General features: G+C 65.0%; 18 protein-coding genes. 12 read left to right on the top strand and 6 right to left on the bottom strand.

The features are described 5' to 3' along the window. Positions 1–117: 117 nt before the first annotated feature. Positions 118–438, top strand: coding sequence for a hypothetical protein (locus KTJ87_RS00435; RefSeq protein ID WP_267137093.1), 321 nt, complete (start codon positions 118–120; stop codon positions 436–438). On the opposite strand, the gene KTJ87_RS00430 is transcribed toward KTJ87_RS00435, so the two are convergent. The 4 genes from KTJ87_RS00430 to KTJ87_RS00415 all read right to left on the bottom strand — a co-directional run bounded on the left by KTJ87_RS00430 (position 417) and on the right by KTJ87_RS00415 (position 2856). Continuing rightward, positions 417–1928, bottom strand: a complete 1512-nt coding sequence (locus tag KTJ87_RS00430) for a malonate--CoA ligase (protein ID WP_267137092.1) — start codon at positions 1926–1928, stop codon at positions 417–419. The genes KTJ87_RS00435 and KTJ87_RS00430 overlap by 22 nt on opposite strands. Before the next feature lie 63 nt (positions 1929–1991). Further along, positions 1992–2255, bottom strand: coding sequence for a hypothetical protein (locus KTJ87_RS00425; protein WP_267137091.1), 264 nt, complete (start codon positions 2253–2255; stop codon positions 1992–1994). A 2-nt stretch (positions 2256–2257) separates the two neighbouring features. Continuing rightward, a complete protein-coding gene (locus KTJ87_RS00420; RefSeq protein WP_267137090.1) occupies positions 2258–2515 on the bottom strand; it encodes a hypothetical protein in 258 nt (85 codons plus the stop codon). A gap of 44 nt (positions 2516–2559) precedes the next feature. Continuing rightward, on the bottom strand, positions 2560–2856 hold the full coding sequence (locus tag KTJ87_RS00415) for a DUF1244 domain-containing protein (protein ID WP_267137089.1): 297 nt from the start codon (positions 2854–2856) through the stop codon (positions 2560–2562). Positions 2857–3082: 226 nt separating this feature from the next. On the opposite strand from KTJ87_RS00415, the gene pyk reads away from it, so the two are divergent. The 7 genes from pyk to KTJ87_RS00380 all read left to right on the top strand — a co-directional run bounded on the left by pyk (position 3083) and on the right by KTJ87_RS00380 (position 8009). Continuing rightward, a complete protein-coding gene (pyk, locus tag KTJ87_RS00410) occupies positions 3083–4528 on the top strand; it encodes a pyruvate kinase (protein WP_267137088.1) in 1446 nt (481 codons plus the stop codon). A 15-nt stretch (positions 4529–4543) separates the two neighbouring features. Next, entirely contained in the window at positions 4544–4771 is a 228-nt protein-coding gene (locus tag KTJ87_RS00405) for a hypothetical protein (protein WP_267137087.1), read from the top strand. A 116-nt stretch (positions 4772–4887) separates the two neighbouring features. Continuing rightward, a complete protein-coding gene (gene rpmI / locus KTJ87_RS00400) occupies positions 4888–5088 on the top strand; it encodes a 50S ribosomal protein L35 (protein ID WP_267137086.1) in 201 nt (66 codons plus the stop codon). A gap of 12 nt (positions 5089–5100) precedes the next feature. After that, positions 5101–5469 carry a 50S ribosomal protein L20 gene (gene rplT / locus KTJ87_RS00395; RefSeq protein WP_267137085.1) on the top strand — a complete coding sequence of 123 codons (369 nt, stop codon included), beginning with the start codon at positions 5101–5103 and terminating at the stop codon, positions 5467–5469. A 151-nt stretch (positions 5470–5620) separates the two neighbouring features. Further along, on the top strand, positions 5621–6298 hold the full coding sequence (locus KTJ87_RS00390; protein WP_267137084.1) for an SGNH/GDSL hydrolase family protein: 678 nt from the start codon (positions 5621–5623) through the stop codon (positions 6296–6298). Positions 6299–6362: 64 nt separating this feature from the next. Continuing rightward, positions 6363–7436, top strand: coding sequence for a phenylalanine--tRNA ligase subunit alpha (pheS, locus tag KTJ87_RS00385; protein WP_267137083.1), 1074 nt, complete (start codon positions 6363–6365; stop codon positions 7434–7436). A gap of 186 nt (positions 7437–7622) precedes the next feature. Further along, entirely contained in the window at positions 7623–8009 is a 387-nt protein-coding gene (locus KTJ87_RS00380; RefSeq protein WP_267137082.1) for a hypothetical protein, read from the top strand. Positions 8010–8075: 66 nt separating this feature from the next. On the opposite strand, the gene KTJ87_RS00375 is transcribed toward KTJ87_RS00380, so the two are convergent. Beyond that, positions 8076–8309, bottom strand: coding sequence for a hypothetical protein (locus tag KTJ87_RS00375; protein ID WP_267137081.1), 234 nt, complete (start codon positions 8307–8309; stop codon positions 8076–8078). Between the two features lie 125 nt (positions 8310–8434). Here KTJ87_RS00375 and pheT point away from each other — a divergent pair, with 125 nt between their 5' ends. The 4 genes from pheT to KTJ87_RS00355 all read left to right on the top strand — a co-directional run bounded on the left by pheT (position 8435) and on the right by KTJ87_RS00355 (position 12390). After that, positions 8435–10837 (top strand): phenylalanine--tRNA ligase subunit beta, encoded by a 2403-nt coding sequence (gene pheT, locus KTJ87_RS00370; RefSeq protein ID WP_267137080.1) that lies wholly within the window; start codon positions 8435–8437, stop codon positions 10835–10837. Positions 10838–10865: 28 nt separating this feature from the next. Continuing rightward, the gene (locus KTJ87_RS00365) at positions 10866–11318 is read left to right on the top strand and encodes a YtoQ family protein (RefSeq protein WP_267137079.1); all 453 of its coding nucleotides are present in this window, start codon (positions 10866–10868) and stop codon (positions 11316–11318) included. Positions 11319–11405: 87 nt separating this feature from the next. Then, positions 11406–11843: a large conductance mechanosensitive channel protein MscL gene (gene mscL / locus KTJ87_RS00360; protein ID WP_267137078.1), complete on the top strand. Its 438-nt coding sequence runs from the start codon at positions 11406–11408 to the stop codon at positions 11841–11843. 85 nt (positions 11844–11928) lie between these two features. Then, positions 11929–12390 (top strand): Lrp/AsnC family transcriptional regulator, encoded by a 462-nt coding sequence (locus KTJ87_RS00355; protein WP_267137077.1) that lies wholly within the window; start codon positions 11929–11931, stop codon positions 12388–12390. Here KTJ87_RS00355 and KTJ87_RS00350 read toward each other — a convergent pair. Further along, complete coding sequence (locus tag KTJ87_RS00350) at positions 12387–13184, bottom strand: DMT family transporter (protein WP_323371627.1); 798 nt, start codon at positions 13182–13184, stop codon at positions 12387–12389. The genes KTJ87_RS00355 and KTJ87_RS00350 overlap by 4 nt on opposite strands. Positions 13185–13335 lie beyond the last annotated feature (151 nt).

Here is a 13335-nt window from a genome sequence, read left to right as displayed (position 1 = left end):
TGAGGCATGCCCCTCGATGCTGGCGCGAGCGCAGGGCATGTGCAAGGCGTCGATGCGATCCGGGGTCACCGGAGCCGATTAACCGGCGGTTAACACGCGGCGGTCAAGTATGGCGGGATGAAACATGGTGTCGTTGTTGTCCTGTGCCTTGGGCTGTCCGCGTGCGACAGCCCAAGCCCGTCGATGTGGGGGGCGGATGCGGCGCGGGTCGAGGTGGACGGCGCGACCTTCAACGTTCGGGCGCAGCGCGGTAAGGCAGAGGCGATCCGCATCGGCTGGGACGCGCGCATCGCCCGCGCGTCGATGGTGGCGCGGGGCGTGACCGCGATCGAACTCGCCACCGGCTGCGCAGTGATCCCGCGCTCGGTCGAGGGCGATACGAACATCGTCAAGGCCGCCATCCGCTGCCCGAGGGATCAGGTGAAACTGTCGCCGTAGGTCTCGCGCAGCGCGTTCTTCTGCACCTTGCCCATCGTGTTGCGGGGCAGCTCGTCCACGACCACGAACCGCTTGGGCTGCTTGTACTTCGCCAACGTCTCGCCGAGGGCCGCAGCAAGCGCGCCGGTGTCGATCGCCGCGCCGGGTTGCGGCACCAGCACCGCCACGACGCCCTCACCGAAATCGGGATGCGGCACGCCGATCACCGCGCTTTCCAGAACGCCGGGTTGCTGGTCAAGCGCATCCTCGACCTCCTTTGGATAGACGTTGAAGCCGCCCGAGATCACCAGATCCTTGCCGCGTCCGACGATGGTGACGTAACCGTCCGCGTCGATCATCCCCAGATCGCCGGTGATGAAGAACCCGTCCGCGCGCAGTTCCTCGCGGGTCTTTTCGGGCATCTGCCAATAGCCCTGAAACACGTTCTCGCCCCGCACCTCGATCACGCCGATCTCGCCTTGCGGCAGGGTCGCGCCGGTTTCGGGATCGCAGATCTTCAGCTCGACGCCCGGCAACGCCAATCCGACCGTGCCCGCGCGGCGGTCGCCGTCATAGGGGTTCGAGGTGTTCATGTTCGTCTCGGTCATCCCGTAGCGTTCCATGATGCGGTGGCCGGTGCGGTCCTCGAACTGGCGATGCGTCTCGGCCAGCAGCGGGGCAGAGCCCGAGATGAACAGACGCATTCCGGCGGTCAGATCACGGTCGAACCGGGCGTCCGACAGAAGCCGGGTGTAGAATGTCGGCACGCCCATCATCGTCGTGGCGCGCGGCATCTCGGCAATCATCCGGTCCAGATCGAATTTCGGCAGAAAGATCATCGATCCCCCTGCCAGCAGCATGACGTTGGTCGCCACGAACAGGCCGTGCGTGTGGAAGATCGGCAGCGCGTGCAACAGCACGTCATCGGAAGTGAAGCTCCAGTGCGCCGCCAACGTCTCGGCGTTCGACAGCAGGTTCCGCTGGCTCAGCATCGCGCCCTTGGACCGGCCCGTCGTGCCCGAAGTATACAGAAGCGCGGCGAGGTCGCCGTCGCTGCGCGGCGCGGTGTCGAAGGTGTCCGGCTGACTGGCCGCCAGATCGGTCAGCGATCCCGTGCCATCGCCGTTCAACGTCTCGACCCGCGCGCCCGCCGCATCCGCAATCGGCGCAAGCGTGTCGCGGGTGCGTCCGTCGCAGACAAACAGGGCGGCGCCGGAATTCTCTATGAAATAGGTGATCTCGGCGCCGGTGTAGGCGGTGTTGAGCGGCAGGAACACCACGCCCGCTTGCGCGCAGGCGGCATAGAGCATCAGCGCTTCGGGCGACTTGTCGATCTGCGCGGCGAGCCTGTCGCCCGGGCCGAGGCCAAGCGCCGTCAGCGCATTGGCCAGCCGGGCCGCGCGGCGTACGAACTCGGCGTAGCTGATCGTCTCGCCGCAGTCGGTGTGCAGGAATGGAGCCGGGTTCCCGGCGTGGCGACCGAACAGCCGGTCATACAGCGGATTTGCCATGTCTCGTCCCCTTCCCGGATGCACGCCCGTATTGGCGCGACCGGGCGGGGCATGGCAAGGGCGTCAGTTGAACAGAAGACCGCGCAGCGTGTTGCGCCCGCCTATGGCAGAACGGATCATCGCGCGCTTGTCGGATTCGCTGCGCCCGCCGTGCATGATGCTGTAGATCGTCGCCAGTTGGCCGTTCGACAGGTCCGCGACATCGACCCCGTCAACGTAGGTGTCGATTTCATTGGCCACCAGCGATTCCAGCTGCGTGTTGCGCGCGTCGGCGTGCGCCGGAGCGGCAAGCGCCAGAAGCGCGATCAGGGGTATCAGGCGGAACATGGTCACTTCGCTTTCAGTCCGGGGTTCATCAGAATGGCGTTTATGCGGCGGTTCTTCTCGAACCAGGGGTCGTTGCCGCTGAGCGCGAGGTGAAGCGCGGCGACGGTCGCCACATCATAGCGCGAGACGTCGGCAGCGTAACCCGCCCCGTCAAGCCGTTGCTGCACCGACAGGACAAGCTGCGGATGCGGGTCGGCCGCATGGACAGGTGCGGCGCCAAGCGTCGCGGCGATCGCCATGATCTGCAGGAAGCGTTTCATGGTTCAGATCATATTGGCGAATGTCCCGGCTGCCAAATCACGCCTCAGTGGTCCGGCGGGCTTTTGGCAAAGTCCTGCTGTTGCGCTGCGCTCGCCTCGGTCTGGTGGCGGTCTTTCCACTCGTCATAGGGCATTCCGTAGACGATGGTCCGGGCGTCCTCCTTGCCCATGTCGATGCCCCGCTCCTGCGCGGCTTCCATGTACCAGCGGCTCAGGCAGTTCCGGCAGAACCCGGTCAGATTCATCATGTCGATGTTCTGAACATCCGTCCGTTCCTGCAGGTGGTCGCGCAGGCGGCGAAAGGCGGCAGCTTCAAGTTCCGTGCGGGTCTGGTCGTCCATGTGTATCCTCCTCGGCGTTATGCCCAAGCTGTGGGCGGCGACGTGCGGAATCAAGCGCCGGGCGCAGGCTTGGCACGCAAGCTGCTTGACCCGAACGCCGCAGCGCCGCTTTTCTGCGCGCGCAAAGCCGAACGCGCCGTTGCGGCAGACGCCAATTTCCGCCATCAGGGCGGTGGCGGTGCGTGATACCGCTAACTGCGGGCAAGAACAGGGAACGACCGATCCGATGAGACGCCTCAGAAACGTGAAGATCGTGGCCACGCTGGGCCCCGCGTCCAGCGACTACGACACGATACGCAAGCTGTTCGAGGCCGGGGCCGACGTGTTCCGCCTGAACATGAGCCACGGCAGCCATGACGAGATCGCCGCTCGGCACAAGATCATCCGCCAGTTGGAGGAGGACACGGGTCGCCCCATCGCGATTCTCGCCGACCTTCAGGGCCCCAAACTGCGCTGCGGCACCTTTGCCAACGACTCCGAGGAGTTGACGGAAGGCCAGGCGTTCCGCTTCGACCTTGACGATGCGCCGGGCGATGCGACGCGCGTCCTGCTGCCGCACAAGGAAATCTTCGACGCGCTCGAACCCGGGTCGCGCCTTCTGGTCAATGACGGCAAGATTTGTTTGCGGGTCGACGACTGTGGCCGGGATTTCGCCAATTGCACCGTTACCGTGGGCGGCACGATCTCGAACCGCAAAGGCGTGAACGTGCCCGACGTGGTGCTGCCGCTCGCCGCCTTGTCGGAAAAGGACCGCGCCGATCTGGAATTCGTGTGCGAACTGGGCGTGGACTGGCTTGCCCTGTCCTTCGTGCAGCGCGCACGCGACGTGAACGAAGCGCGAGAGCTGTCGCGTGGCCGGGCGTCGATCCTGTCGAAGATCGAAAAGCCTGCAGCCGTGAAGGCGTTTCAGGAAATCCTCGACGCCTCTGACGGTATCATGGTGGCGCGCGGAGATCTGGGCGTCGAATTGCCGGTGCAGAACGTCCCGCCGATCCAGAAGCGCCTGACCCGTGCCTGCCGCCGCGCCGCCAAGCCGGTGATCGTCGCGACGCAGATGCTCGAATCGATGATCGAATCGCCGATGCCGACGCGGGCCGAAGTGTCCGATGTGGCCACCGCGATCTACGAGGGCGCGGATGCCGTCATGCTGTCAGCGGAATCGGCGGCGGGCCAGTATCCGATCGAAGCCGTGACGACGATGCACAACGTCGCCATCGAGGTCGAGAACGACCCGACCTACCGCGATGTCATCGACGCCTCGCGCGGGGCGGACAAGACCAGCGTCGCCGACGGTATCGTGTCGGCCGCCCGCGAGATCGCAGAGACCGCGGATATCAAGGCCATCGCTTGCTTCACGGATTCGGGCACCACCGCGCTTCTGGTGGCGCGTGAACGCCCGCACGTCCCGATCATCGCGATGACCCACCGCATTGGCACGGCGCGCAAGCTGTGCCTGACCTGGGGCTGCTATTGCGTGATGTCCGACGAGCTGACGCGGTTCAAGCAAGCCGTCGTGCGGGCCGTGCGCGCCGCCACCGAAGAAGGCTTTGCCACGGCGGACGACCAGATCGTCGTGACGGCGGGGGTTCCGTTCAACAAGCCCGGCACCACAAACATTCTGCGTGTGGCGCCGTGCGACGTGAAAGAGATCTTCGCCGCCGAGCCCGAGTGACCTAGGCTCGTCCCGATGAGCAACTACGATGTCTACATCGTCATCGGGGTGATCCTGTGCGGTCTCGCGATGCCGTCGTTCTTCGGCGCGCTTGCAGAGCGACGCTCGCCCAGGGCGTCGCTGTTCGTGATGATCGTTGGCGCCAGCCTGATTTTCTTCACGCACAGCCAGCGCCCGGCCCAGTATGACCTGCGCGAGGTTCCGCACGCCTTTGTCCGGGTCCTGGCCTATCTGATCCGGTAGTCCCGGCAGGGGTTGCCAGACGTGTTGGGGCGTCGTATACGCCCGCGCTCAGGTGCGCGTCCGGCCTATGTGGCATGCCGAGTCGCGCGACAACCGCTCATCCGAAGGAGACGGAAATGCCCAAGATGAAGACCAAGTCGAGCGCGAAGAAGCGCTTCAAAGTGACCGGGACCGGCAAAATCATGGCCGGTCAGGCAGGCAAGCGGCACGGCATGATCAAGCGGACGAAGAAATTCATCCGCGACGCACGCGGCACAGCTGTGCTGAGCGAGCCCGATCAGAAGATCGCCAAATCCTACATGCCCTACGACCGCTAAGGAGAGCCTGATATGTCCCGTGTCAAAGGTGGAACGACCACCCACGCCCGCCACAAGAAGGTTCTGAAGGCCGCCAAAGGCTATTACAGCTCGCGCAGCCGGAACTTCCGCACCGCCACCCAGGCGGTCGACAAGGCGAACCAGTACGCAACCCGCGACCGCAAGGTTCGCAAGCGGAATTTCCGCGCGCTGTGGATTCAGCGGATCAACGCGGCCGTCCGCGCCCATGACGAGGCGCTGACGTATTCGCGCTTTATCAACGGCCTGTCGCTGGCCGGGATCGAGGTGGACCGCAAGGTTCTCGCCGATCTTGCCGTGCACGAGCCTGCAGCGTTCAACGCGATCGTCGATCGCGCCAAGGCCGCACTTCCCGCCGCCTGATCGCTCTTTTCTATCTCACGTCAGGGGCCGCGTTCGAAAGGACGCGGCCCTTTGCGTTCGGGTTCGCTGCAAGGACGCGGCATGACCATGCTTGCAGGCAACGCGCCGCCGCCTACCTTTCTGGCAGCTTGTTCCCCTGAAAGGCCGCCCCATGCCCCGCCTGATCCTCATGATTGCCCTTGTTCTGACGGCGCTCGTCTCCTGTGCGCGCACCACGGGGGGCGGCCAGCCATCAGTCCTTGCCATCGGCGATTCCGTGATGGCGTGGAACCGCGACAAAAGCGCGTCGATCCCGGATGTCGTAGCGCGGGCGACCGGGCGCACGGTGCTGAACGCATCTGTCCCTGGTCAGGGGCTGACGCGCGAGGGATCGCTGTTTCCGGGCACCATCGGCGGGCAGCTTCGGCGCGGGAGCTGGGATTGGATCATCGCCAACGGCGGCGCGAACGATCTCAACCGCATCTGCAACTGTTCGCGCTGCGATGCCGAGATCGACAGGCTGATCTCGGTCGATGGCAGCGGCGGGCTGTGGCCCGGGCTTGTCCAGCAGATGAAGGCGGCAGGCGGGCGGAATATCCTCATCATGGGCTACTACGGCCCGGCGCAGGGCGGCGGTGGTGCCTTTGCGAAATGCTCGGATGAGGTGGCGGAACTCGACCGCCGTTTTGCCCGTCTGGCCGCCGCCGATCCGCGCGTGACGCATGTGCTGACCCGCGATCCGTTCGGCGGCGCGCGTGCGCTCTATGACGACGACCTGATCCATCCGTCCCTGCGCGGCTCCGAGGTGCTGGGGCAGCTTCTGGCGCGGACGGTGGGCGCGGGAGGCTGAGCCCGGCTTGCAATCGGCCCCGCCGCTCGCTAGCAGTCCCGCGACCAGCGCGAAGGGGCGTTTCATGGACGATCTGAAACGAAAGTATCTTGCCGCAATCGACGCAGCGGGCAGCGAGGCCGCGCTGGAGGACCTGCGCTTGGCAGCGGTCGGCAAGAAAGGCGAGATCAGCCTGAAGATGCGCGAGCTGGGCAAAATGTCGCCCGAGGAACGGCAGACCGCCGGCCCCGCGCTGAATGCGCTCAAGGACGAGATCAACTCGGCGCTCGCCGCCAAGAAATCCGCGCTGGGGGATGCCGCGCTGAACGAACGCCTGCGGGGCGAGTGGCTTGACGTCACGCTGCCTGCCCGCCCGCGCCGCATGGGCACCATTCACCCGGTCAGCCAGGTGACGGAAGAGGTCACGACGATCTTCGCCGATATGGGCTTTGCCGTGGCCGAAGGGCCGCAGGTGGAAAGCGACTGGTACAACTTCGACGCGCTCAACATCGCGCCCGAGCATCCGGCCCGGCAGGAATTCGACACCTTCTACATGCACCGCGCCGAAGGTGACGACCGCCCGCCGCACGTCTTGCGCACCCACACCTCGCCGGTGCAGATCCGCGCGATGGAAAAGCAGGGCGCGCCAATCCGGGTGATCGCGCCGGGGCGTGTCTATCGGTCGGACTACGACCAGACGCACACGCCGATGTTCCACCAGATCGAGGGTCTGGCGATCGACACCGACATCTCGATGGCGAACCTGAAATGGTGCCTCGAGGAATTCTGCCGCGCCTTCTTCGAGGTAGACGAGGTTGAGCTGCGGTTCCGCGCGTCGCATTTCCCGTTCACCGAACCTTCGGCAGAGGTCGACCTACGCTGTTCCTGGGTGGACGGCACGTTGAAGGTCGGCGAGGGCGACGACTGGATGGAGATCCTGGGGTCCGGCATGGTGCATCCCAAAGTGTTGCAGGCCGCTGGCGTCGATCCGTCGGTCTACCAGGGTTTTGCCTTTGGCATCGGGATCGACCGGCTGGCGATGCTGAAGTACGGCATACCCGACCTGCGCGCGTTCTTCGACAGCGACCTGCGCTGGTTGCGGCACTACGGCTTTGCATCGCTCGACGTGCCGACGATGCGCGGCGGGCTGAGCCGGTAGATATTCCGGTGGCGGCGGGACAAGTCCCGCCCTACGCCTGCAGCGCTGGATTGACCCCGCCATCCCGAAAAGCACGCCCGTAGGGCGGGATTTATCCCGCCTCCCCGCCAGACCCCTTCGATGTCCTTGACAGCCGCGCGCCCCTCGGCGGACGCTTTGCGCGATTGTTCGCAAGGGAATTTCCGCATGACCAGATTCTTCGCCATCGCCGCGCTCATCGCGGTATCGGGCGCGGCGCAGTCCCAGCCGTTCGGGCTGTGCGGCAACTATGTGCAACTGACATCGAATGCGGGCGACTGCTTCGAATGCCGCCTGCTGATCGCAGACAACCCCGAGATCCAGAAGTATTTCGTCGAGGCGAACAACGGCTGGACGGCGGAACTGGTGTGGGTGGACGGCGACGCCTCGGTCGCCACCGGCCAGGGGTTCTGGGGGCCGGTCGGGGGGCTGTTCGACAACGCGGGCTTCGAGATCGACCTGAACCAGCAGGGCCGCATCATGACGATGCTGATGACGCACCACCTGCCAGAGCTATCGGGCACCATCGAGGCGACCTACGCCTGCACCGACTGACACCTTCCCCCCGGCACCGGTCTGCGCTAAGGACGCCCCGGCATGGACCAGGGGCGCACAAATACCCTAGCGATACGTCGCGCTGACAAAGACCGCACCGTTCACGTTGCGGCCGGTCTGGCTTTTGCAGCGCGTCGAGATCAGCAGCGCATTCGTCTGGCAGGCGGCACCGCCCATGCCGCTGGCCGCGAACAGGCGCGGGGCACCCTGACGCAGATCGCCGTCGGCGAGGTAGAGGATGCTGCACGCGATCAGCACCAGCGCGGCGACGATGCGAAGAAGCGGATGTGTTTCGCCCATATCGGTTGTTCCTTGCGGACTGCTCGTTTCCGCAGGGTTAGCCGTTCATTTGGGCGACATAATGACCGCAATCGTTCGAGTTTGAATGAAATTCGGGGACAATCCCCCCTGACTGAGGCACGGCCATGAAATTCACCCTGTCCTGGCTTAAGGACCATCTCGACACCACGGCCAGCGTCGCCGAGATCGGCGAGGCGCTGACCGACCTGGGGCTGGAGATCGAGGAGATCGTCGATCCGGCTGCGCGGCTGGCGGGGTTCACGGTGGGCTTTGTCCAGTCCGCGGAAAAGCACCCCGACGCCGACCGTCTGCGGGTCTGCCAGGTCGAGACGGATGACGGGGTCAGCCAGATCATCTGCGGCGCGCCGAACGCGCGCGCGGGAATCCGCGTCGTCGTCGCCAAGCCGGGCATGTATATCCCCGGTCTCGACACGACGATCAGCGTCGGCAAGATCCGCGGCGTCGAGAGCCACGGCATGATGTGCTCGGAACGCGAGATGGAGCTGTCGGACGAACACGACGGCATCATCGAGTTGCCGGGCGAGCCGTCCGTCGGCACGGCTTTCGCCGATTGGCTGGCCGAGAACGCGCCCGACAAGATCGACCCCGTGTTCGACATCGCCATCACGCCGAACCGCCCCGACGCACTTGGCGTGCGCGGCGTCGCGCGCGATCTGGCGGCGCGCGGTCTTGGCACGCTGAAGGCCTGGACTGCCGAACCTGTGCCCGGCAATGGCCCCAGCCCCATCGGCGTGTCCATCGACGAGGACGTGAAGGCCAAGGGCTGCCCTCTGTTCGCGGGCCGCGTCATTCGCGGCGTGACAAACGGGCAAAGCCCCGACTGGCTGCAGAAGCGGCTGAAAGCCATCGGCCTGCGCCCGATCTCGGCCCTTGTCGATATCACCAATTTCTTCACCTACGACCAGAACCGCCCCCTGCACGTCTTTGACGCCGACAAGGTGGCGGGCGACCTGCGCATCCATTCCGCAAAGGGCGGCGAGCGCATCGAGGCGCTGGACGAGCGGGCGTATGAATTCGCGCCGGGCATGATGGTGATCTCTGACGACAATGGCCCTGAATCCATCGCCGGGATCATGGGGGGGCAGCATTCGGGCTGCACCGAGGAAACGGTCAACGTCTTCCTCGAATCCGCCTATTGGGACCCGATCACGATCGCCACCACCGGGCGGCGGCTCAAGGTGAATTCGGACGCCCGATACCGGTTCGAGCGGGGTGTCGATCCGGCCCTGACCCTGCCGGGGCTCGAGGCGGCGACGCGCATGATCCTCGATCTGTGCGGCGGCGAGGCCTCTGATGTGGTGATGGACGGTGCGGTGCCGGACGTCGCCCGCGCCTACCGGCTGGACACCGACCGGGTGCAGTCGCTGGTGGGCATGGACATTCCCGCCGGCACGCAGCGCGCGACGCTGACCGCGCTGGGGTTCACGCTCGACGGCGACATGGCCACGCCGCCAAGCTGGCGCCCCGATGTTCTGGGCGAGGCCGATCTTGTGGAAGAGGTCGCGCGCATCGCGTCGCTGACCAAGCTGCAGGGGCGTCCCCTGCCCCGCGCCAGCGTCGGCGTGCCCAAGCCGATCCTGACTCCGATCCAGCGGCGCGAGCAGATCGCACGCCGCACGGCGGCGTCGCTTGGTTACAACGAATGCGTCACCTATTCCTTCATCGACGCCGCATCGGCGGCCCTGTTCGGCGGCGGCACCGAAGCGACGATGCTGGACAACCCGATCTCGTCCGAGATGAGCCACATGCGCCCGTCGCTTCTCCCGGGGCTATTGCAGGCCGCCGCCCGCAACCAGGCACGCGGCTTTGCCGATCTGGCGCTGTTCGAGGTCGGCCCCGCCTTTTCGGGCGGCGAACCCGGCGAGCAGCGCATGATGATCGCGGGGCTTCTGGTCGGCCACAGCGGACCCAAGGATCTGCACGGCACGCGCCGCCCGGTGGATGTCTATGATGCCAAGGCCGATGCCGAGGCCGTTCTGGCCTCTGCCGGGGCCCCCGCCAAGGCGCAGATCCTGCGCGGCGCGGGCGACCAGTGGCACCCCGGACGGCACGGCATGGTGTGCCTTGGACCCAAGAAGGTGCTGGCAATCTTCGGCGAGATTCACCCCAAGGTCCTGTCCGCGATGGACGTGAAAGGCCCCGCCGTCGCCTTCACCGTCGCGCTGGACGAAATCCCCGACGCACGGGCCAAGACCGCGACGCGCGGCGCCCTGGGCGCCTCCAGCCTGCAGGCGGTCGAGCGTGACTTTGCCTTCGTCGTCGATGCCCAGGTCGAGGCGCTGGCGCTGGTCAACGCCGCCGCCGGGGCCGACAAGGCGCTGATCGAGGATGTGCGCGTGTTCGACGAGTTCATCGGCGGATCGCTTGGCGAGGGCAGGAAGTCGCTGGCCATCGCCGTGCGGCTGCAGCCCACCGACAAGACCCTGACCGACGAGGAAATCGACGCGGTCGGCAAGAAGATCGTCGAGAAGGTGACGAAAGCGACCGGCGGCACATTGCGCGGCTGAGCCCGCGGCCAACGCCAAGGAGGAACGCATGACCCTGTCCGTCTACCTGTCCGGAGAGATCCACACCGACTGGCGCGAGCAGATTACCAGCGCCGCAGGGGATCTTGACGTGGTCTTCTCTGGCCCCGTCACCGACCACGCCGCAAGCGACGGCTGCGGCGTGGCGATCCTTGGGGACGAGCCCGACAAGATCTGGCATGACCACAAGGGCGCGCGCCTGAATGCGATCCGCACCCGCAAGGGCATCGCCGATGCCGATATCGTCGTCGTCCGGTTCGGCGAAAAGTACAAGCAGTGGAACGCGGCCTTCGATGCCGGTCAGGCGGCCGCGCTGGGCAAATCGCTGATCGTGCTGCACGGGCCCGAGCATGCCCACGCGCTGAAAGAGGTCAACGCCGCTGCCCTGGCCGTAGCAGAGCGCCCCGAACAGGTGGCGCAGATTCTCCGCTACGTGCTTCACGGAACCCTTCCGCCCGCTTGATCAAAAGGGCTTTTCTTCGGCTCCGGTTTCGCTATCGGTTGCCGTAGCGTCCGGCACAGGGGCGCATGACCGGAAAAGTGGGGACACATGCTTCAAGAGTTCAAGAATTTCATCGCGCGCGGCAATGTCATGGACATGGCCGTCGGCATCATCATCGGCGCGGCTTTCACGGCGATCGTCAGCTCGCTGGTGGCGGACCTGATCAACCCGATCATCGGCCTGTTCATGGGCGGGATCGACTTTACCAACTATTTCCTCGTTCTGGACGGCGGTGAGTATGCCACGCTGGCAGCGGCCGAAGAGGCCGGTGCGGCGGTGTTCGCCTATGGCCGGTTCCTGATGGCGATCCTCAATTTCCTCATCATCGCCTTCGTCGTGTTCATGCTGGTCAAGGCAGTGAACCGGGTGAAGGACGCGGCCGAAACCAAGGCCGTCGAGCCCGAAGCCGCCCCCGACGCGCCGAAGCCCCCGACCGAGGTCGAGTTGCTGGCAGAAATCCGCGACGCCCTGAAGGCGCGCGCCTGACGCAAGGACGCAGCGGCGCTGGTCAAGCGCCGCTGCATCGACGATCCTTGCGCGCATTGGACACCGCACAAGGATTCCTTTCGCGATGCAGGATATCGACGACACGGACCGCCGCATCCTGACGGTTCTGCAATCCTCGGGCCGCATCTCGAATGCCGATCTGGCCGAGCGGGTGCATCTGTCCGCCTCGGCCTGCCACCGGCGCGTCCACCGGCTTGAGGCCGAGGGAATCATCGACCGCTACGTTGCCCTGCTCAACCGGCGTGCGCTGGACCGGCAGACCATCGTGTTCGTCGAGATCACGCTGAGCGCACAGGCCGATTCGGTGCTCGACGCCTTCGAGCGCGAGATTGCGCTGATCCCGGACGTTCTGGAATGCCACCTGATGGCGGGAACTGCGGATTACCTGCTCAAGCTGGCGGTGCGCGACACCGAGGATTTCGCGCGCATCCACCGCCGCTATCTGTCGCGCCTGCCCGGCGTGGCGCAGATGCATTCGTCCTTTGCGCTCAAGACGGTGCGCGAGACGACCGCGCTGCCGGTCTAGCGCGCCTTCACGAAAATCACCCCCGCCGCCATGACGATCACCATGCCGATGGCCTGCATCGGCGCGATCGAGGTCTGGAACAGCAGCAGCGACAGGATCAGCACGAACGGGATCTCGGCGTAGGCGTAGACCGTGACCGACTTCCATTCGCCCAGCGCCATCAGGTGCAGCGCGATCAGCTGGCTGAATGTCGCCGCCGCGCTGAGCAGGACGATCAGAAGTAGGGTGTGTGTGCCGGGGACGAGAGTTCCGAAGTCCACGAACGGAACCAGCATGACAGCGGCAGCGAGCGAGCTGAAGAACAACACCTGCAACGGGTTCAGGTCGAATTCCAGCTGACGTTCCAGGTTGATGCGGAATGACATCAGGACGGCGCTGGCAAGCGCAAAGACCGCGCCGATCTCGCCCGCTGCGGCGTGCGGGCCAAGGATCAGGGCGACGCCGACAAAGGACACGCCGCAAAGTGCCAGCGGGACAATCGACACCCCCCCGCGATAGATCAGGCTGCCGACAAGGAACACCAGAAGCGGGTAGGTGTGGAACAGTGTGGCCGCAAGCGCGGCGTCTGTCGCCCCAAGGGCAGTGAAGTACAAGGCGGTGACTCCGAGAAGAAAAACGCCCCTAAGAACACTCACCTTGATTAGAGCGTTAACATTTATTAACGAACCCTGCGAAACAGCCGCAGGAAGCAGAAATGCCGAGCCAATCAACATTCTAAGAAATATGAGATTCTGGACGGAAATTTGAGAACTAAGCTCTTTCGCTGTCAACGTAGCCACCGACGCAAGCAACATCGACAGCATCATCGGAAAAACAGGGTTAAAAATTGTTACTATTCTAATCAACAGCTTACCTACTTTTCCACAGGTTAATTTATACTTGGTCTTGTGCTTTGGTGTCATTCTCGTAACCTACTAGCGTAATACGAGACTCAAACTCAATCCA

The sequence above is a fragment of the Anianabacter salinae genome (assembly GCF_019061145.1).
Classification (GTDB): Bacteria; Pseudomonadota; Alphaproteobacteria; order Rhodobacterales; family Rhodobacteraceae; genus Anianibacter; species Anianibacter salinarum.
Note: the sequence above shows the minus strand (reverse complement) of the source record. Positions and strands in the feature narration are given on the sequence as shown.

What these genes read in the sequence shown, in the direction of transcription:
- KTJ87_RS00435 (WP_267137093.1), top strand. Translation starts at nt 118, where the DNA reads ATGAAACATGGTGTCGTTGTTGTCCTGTGCCTTGGGCTGTCCGCGTGC.
- KTJ87_RS00430 (WP_267137092.1), bottom strand. Translation starts at nt 1,928, where the DNA reads ATGGCAAATCCGCTGTATGACCGGCTGTTCGGTCGCCACGCCGGGAAC.
- KTJ87_RS00425 (WP_267137091.1), bottom strand. Translation starts at nt 2,255, where the DNA reads ATGTTCCGCCTGATACCCCTGATCGCGCTTCTGGCGCTTGCCGCTCCG.
- KTJ87_RS00420 (WP_267137090.1), bottom strand. Translation starts at nt 2,515, where the DNA reads ATGAAACGCTTCCTGCAGATCATGGCGATCGCCGCGACGCTTGGCGCC.
- KTJ87_RS00415 (WP_267137089.1), bottom strand. Translation starts at nt 2,856, where the DNA reads ATGGACGACCAGACCCGCACGGAACTTGAAGCTGCCGCCTTTCGCCGC.
- pyk (WP_267137088.1), top strand. Translation starts at nt 3,083, where the DNA reads ATGAGACGCCTCAGAAACGTGAAGATCGTGGCCACGCTGGGCCCCGCG.
- KTJ87_RS00405 (WP_267137087.1), top strand. Translation starts at nt 4,544, where the DNA reads ATGAGCAACTACGATGTCTACATCGTCATCGGGGTGATCCTGTGCGGT.
- rpmI (WP_267137086.1), top strand. Translation starts at nt 4,888, where the DNA reads ATGCCCAAGATGAAGACCAAGTCGAGCGCGAAGAAGCGCTTCAAAGTG.
- rplT (WP_267137085.1), top strand. Translation starts at nt 5,101, where the DNA reads ATGTCCCGTGTCAAAGGTGGAACGACCACCCACGCCCGCCACAAGAAG.
- KTJ87_RS00390 (WP_267137084.1), top strand. Translation starts at nt 5,621, where the DNA reads ATGCCCCGCCTGATCCTCATGATTGCCCTTGTTCTGACGGCGCTCGTC.
- pheS (WP_267137083.1), top strand. Translation starts at nt 6,363, where the DNA reads ATGGACGATCTGAAACGAAAGTATCTTGCCGCAATCGACGCAGCGGGC.
- KTJ87_RS00380 (WP_267137082.1), top strand. Translation starts at nt 7,623, where the DNA reads ATGACCAGATTCTTCGCCATCGCCGCGCTCATCGCGGTATCGGGCGCG.
- KTJ87_RS00375 (WP_267137081.1), bottom strand. Translation starts at nt 8,309, where the DNA reads ATGGGCGAAACACATCCGCTTCTTCGCATCGTCGCCGCGCTGGTGCTG.
- pheT (WP_267137080.1), top strand. Translation starts at nt 8,435, where the DNA reads ATGAAATTCACCCTGTCCTGGCTTAAGGACCATCTCGACACCACGGCC.
- KTJ87_RS00365 (WP_267137079.1), top strand. Translation starts at nt 10,866, where the DNA reads ATGACCCTGTCCGTCTACCTGTCCGGAGAGATCCACACCGACTGGCGC.
- mscL (WP_267137078.1), top strand. Translation starts at nt 11,406, where the DNA reads ATGCTTCAAGAGTTCAAGAATTTCATCGCGCGCGGCAATGTCATGGAC.
- KTJ87_RS00355 (WP_267137077.1), top strand. Translation starts at nt 11,929, where the DNA reads ATGCAGGATATCGACGACACGGACCGCCGCATCCTGACGGTTCTGCAA.
- KTJ87_RS00350 (WP_323371627.1), bottom strand. Translation starts at nt 13,184, where the DNA reads ATGTTGCTTGCGTCGGTGGCTACGTTGACAGCGAAAGAGCTTAGTTCT.